The 3,896-nt window shown below is 62.0% G+C and carries 5 protein-coding genes; 2 read left to right on the top strand and 3 right to left on the bottom strand.

Annotated elements, in window-relative coordinates:
• From AC4FAH_RS12670 to AC4FAH_RS12660, 3 genes are all read right to left on the bottom strand, one after another.
• Positions 1–443: ABC transporter permease subunit (locus AC4FAH_RS12670; RefSeq protein WP_490246144.1), on the bottom strand; the 443-nt coding region annotated here is incomplete at its 3' end.
• A gap of 44 nt (positions 444–487) precedes the next feature.
• Entirely contained in the window at positions 488–1,261 is a 774-nt protein-coding gene (locus tag AC4FAH_RS12665) for a transporter substrate-binding domain-containing protein (protein ID WP_248380800.1), read from the bottom strand.
• An 18-nt stretch (positions 1,262–1,279) separates the two neighbouring features.
• Positions 1,280–2,080, bottom strand: a complete 801-nt coding sequence (locus AC4FAH_RS12660; RefSeq protein WP_279836777.1) for an ATP-binding cassette domain-containing protein — start codon at positions 2,078–2,080, stop codon at positions 1,280–1,282.
• Between the two features lie 255 nt (positions 2,081–2,335).
• Here AC4FAH_RS12660 and AC4FAH_RS12655 point away from each other — a divergent pair, with 255 nt between their 5' ends.
• Together AC4FAH_RS12655 and AC4FAH_RS12650 are read left to right on the top strand one after the other, a co-directional pair.
• On the top strand, positions 2,336–3,175 hold the full coding sequence (locus AC4FAH_RS12655) for a dimethylarginine dimethylaminohydrolase family protein (protein WP_287020742.1): 840 nt from the start codon (positions 2,336–2,338) through the stop codon (positions 3,173–3,175).
• Between the two features lie 10 nt (positions 3,176–3,185).
• Positions 3,186–3,809, top strand: coding sequence for a TetR/AcrR family transcriptional regulator (locus AC4FAH_RS12650; protein ID WP_043334296.1), 624 nt, complete (start codon positions 3,186–3,188; stop codon positions 3,807–3,809).
• The last annotated feature ends 87 nt before the right edge of the window (positions 3,810–3,896 follow it).

Raw genomic sequence — 3,896 nt, 5'->3', positions numbered from 1 at the left:
GCCATGCCATGCGCCAGTGCGGCCTCATGCATTCCCTTGGGGATGGCATTGATGGCACCGCGGATGACTTCGGTGGCATAGGCGCCCTGCACCAGAGCGATGACGGCCACCCCGGCGACGAAGGGGCTGATCTCGAGGGGGCCGAGGCCGACGGCGCTCGCCAGATGGTTCAGGGCATCCGGCGCCGCGAAATACACCAGCAGGATCAGTACCAGCTCGGGAACCGCGCGTATCACCGTCGTATAGCCGGTGAGCAGATCCCGGGTGACGGGGCCACCCGAGATCTTGCCCGCAGCGCCCGCCATGCCGATCACCAGGCCAATCAGATAGCCGCTCGCCGCTACCTGCAGCGATAGCACCAGACCATCCAGCAGAGCGCCTCCCCAGCCCGGCGGCGTCAGCGACAGCAGCTCGCCGATGCTCATGTTGCGATAGTCAGCCATGCAATTTCCTCATGCGGTATGGCGAAGTCGAGACGAGGGCGGCTTCAATCTCCGTAGATGTCGAAGTCGAAGTACTGCTTGCTGATCTCGTCATAACGCCCGCTGGCACGAATCTCGGCGATACCGGCATTCAGGCGCTCCAGCAGCTCGCTGTCGCCCTTGCGCACGCCGAATCCGACGCCGGACCCCAGGATGCTCTCGTCGTGCGCGACATTGCCCTTCATGTCACAGCACAGTTCGCCATCGTCGCTCGCGAGATAGTCATCCAGCACGAGGATGTCGGCTAGGGTGGCATCGATGCGTCCGGCGAACAGGTCCTGGTTGGCCTCATCCTGGGTCTGGTATTCACGCACTCGAGTGTCGGGGAAGTGGCGCTTGGCATAGGTCTGATGAATGGAGGCCGACTGCACGCCCAGTGTCTTGCCGGCCAGTCCTTCTGGCGTCGGCGTGATCTCGTCGCCCTTGGCACCCATGACGGCAGCGCTGGTCTGGTAGTACTTGTCCGAGAAGTCGATGACCTTGCGGCGCTGCTCGGTGATGGAGAGTGAAGCGGCGATCGCATCGATCTTGCGCGTGGTCAGCGCCGGAATCAGGCCATCCCAGGAGGAGGTGACAATCTCGCACTCAAGCTCTGCCGCGGCACAGACGGCATTGGCGATATCGACTTCCCAGCCGGTCACGCTGCCATCCGACTGCAGGGTGGCGAACGGCGGGTAGGGCTCACTGGCGAAGCCGACACGTACGACGTCGGCCTGGGCTACGGTGCTCAGAGACAGGGCGATGGCCCCGAGAGATGCGATAGCGGACAGGGTTTTCATTGTTGGTCTTCTCCTGGTTCAGGTAATCGAGCCGATGAACTGCTTGAGGCGCTCGGAAGAGGGGGAGCGGAATATCTGGTCGGGGGTGCCCTGGGCCTCGATGTTGCCCTGGTCGAGGAAGATGACCTTGTTCGCGACGTCAGCGGCGAACTTCATCTCATGGGTGACGATGACCATGGTGCGCCCTTCGGCAGCCAGGTCGCGCATCACCTCGAGCACCTCGCCGACAAGTTCGGGGTCCAGTGCCGAGGTCGGTTCATCGAAGAGCAGCACCTCCGGCGACATGGCCAGGGCTCTGGCGATGGCGCCACGTTGCTGCTGGCCGCCGGAAAGCGTTCTCGGGTTGGCCTGGCGGTGGGAGTACAGCCCGACGCGCTCCAGCAGCTGGTGAGCATGCTCCCGAGCTTCTGCGCGGGACTGACCGAGCACCTGCATCGGCGCTTCCATGAGGTTCGCTTCGAGGCTCATGTGAGGCCAGAGATTGAAGTTCTGGAAGACCATCGCCAGGCGAGCTCGCAGCAGACGCAGCTGTCGGCGATTGACGGGTTCGAGTCGCTGGCCGCGCCGCCGCAGCGCCACGTCCTCGCCCAGCAGGCGCAAGGACCCGTCGCTGGGTGTCTCGAGCAGGTTGATGCAGCGCAGCAGGGTGGACTTGCCCGAGCCGCTGCTGCCGATCAGTGAGATCACGTCACCACGCTGGGCGGTGAGGTCGATGCCCTTGAGGACTTCGCGTCCAGCAAAGGATTTCCAGAGTCCGCGAATGTCGATGACGGCATCGTCATTCTTGTCGGTCAACGGGGTGGCAGGGGAGTGAGGCACGCGCGAGTCCTCTGATTGATCTTGTTGTTATGCACTCGGGTACTGACTATGCAGTTGCATAAAGTCATGTGCCTGTATAAGACTATGCAGTTGCATAAAGTCATGTGCCTGTATAAGACTATGCATCTGTATAAAAATTATGCATCTGTATAACATTCGAGTCAATTGCGACTGACAGACCATCAAAATGAGGTTTCCTCCATGTCGAATACCCCCGCCTCCTCCCGGTTCGGTTGCCACTCAATGGCCGCTCGAATGACGCGTGTCCTGATGCGTCGTCCTGGCGACAGCCTGCGCAATGCCGATCCGGCGGTCTGGCATTACAACCACTACTTCAATGCCGAGAAAGCCATCAGTCAGTACCAGGCCCTGGTCGAGATGGTGGAGGAGAGCGGTGCCGAGATCGTCTGGCTCGAGGACACCAATGACGGGCTGTCAGATGCCATGTTCACCCGCGATGCTTCGGTGGTGACGCGTGCTGGCGCCGTGCTGTTCCAGATGGGCAAGCCGCTGCGCAAGGACGAACCGAACCGGCATGGTCAGGTCTATGAGCAGGCCGGCATTCCGGTCATCGGTCACCTGGAAGGTGAGGCGGCCATCGAGGGGGGCGACACCCTGTGGCTGGATGAGAACACCCTTGTCGTCGGCATGGGCTTCCGCTCCAATCGGGAGGGCGTGCGTCAGCTCAACGCGCTGCTCAATCCGCACGGGATCGAGGTGCTGGGCTTCGACCTGCCCGTCTGGGAGGGCGAGGCGGCCTGCCTGCATCTGATGTCGGTTATCTCGCCGCTGGCGGATGACACCTATCTGGTACATCCCAAGTTGATCCCTGCCGCACTCTGGACCTTGATGAAAGCGCGCGGTATCCGCTTCGTGATTGCCCCGGAAGAGGAGTTCCATCAGTCGCTGGGCCTGAGCCTGAATGTCATGCCGTTGGCGCCGAACGATTGCGTGATGATCGATGGCTTCCCCGGCACGCGTGCCATGATGGAAGCCGCCGGCATACGTGTGCGCACTTTTGAAGGTGACGCCCTGTGCATGGCGTGCGAAGGTGGCCCCACCTGCCTGACCAATCCGATTCTGCGCGAGGGGTAATTCACGTTCCATGGCCAGTCGTCGAGACAACAATGCCCGAGAGGATGACCTGATCGAAGCGACCCTGACCTGCATTGCCAGCGAGGGAATCTCGCGCACGACAGTGCGGCGTGTCGCCGAATATGCCGGTGTCTCGAATGGGTTGATCCGCTTCTATTTCGAAGGCAAGGACAACATGCTCTACGCGGCCTATCGCCGCTTTCTGGAGCGCCTGCTGTCCGATGCCTCCGACACGATAGAAGGGCGAGAGCTGGCACCTCATGCGAGGTTGAAGGCCTTTCTTGAGGCCAATCTGTCACCGCCGATCGTGACGCCGCAGACATTGTTGCTGTGGGCCAACTTTCTGCCGCTCACCTATGGCGACCCTCGCATGGCCGAGATTCGCCGCGAGGCCTATCGCGAAACGACCGAGCTGTTCCGTCATCTGGTGGAGGACGTTCTGGTGGCGGAAGGGCGTCAGGAAGACGAGACCCGGCTGCAGCATCTGACCATCGCGCTCAATGGGCTGGTCGATGGCCTGTGGATCGAGGGCGCCCTGCGGGGTGACTCGCTGAACGTGGGCGAGATGCAACAGATCGGCCTCGACGCTGCCGTGAATCTGCTGGGGCTGTCGGGGTGGGAAGCGTTGGCGTGAGGGGCGGCATGTCGAGCGGCGCCCACTGACAGAAAAGCCCGCCACGTGGATCACGTGGCGGGCTTTTTGCTGTCTGCAGGGGCCAAT

The sequence above is a fragment of the Cobetia sp. genome (assembly GCF_983723665.1).
The sequence above is the reverse complement of the archived record's forward strand: the minus strand, read 5'-3'. Positions and strand labels throughout refer to the sequence as shown.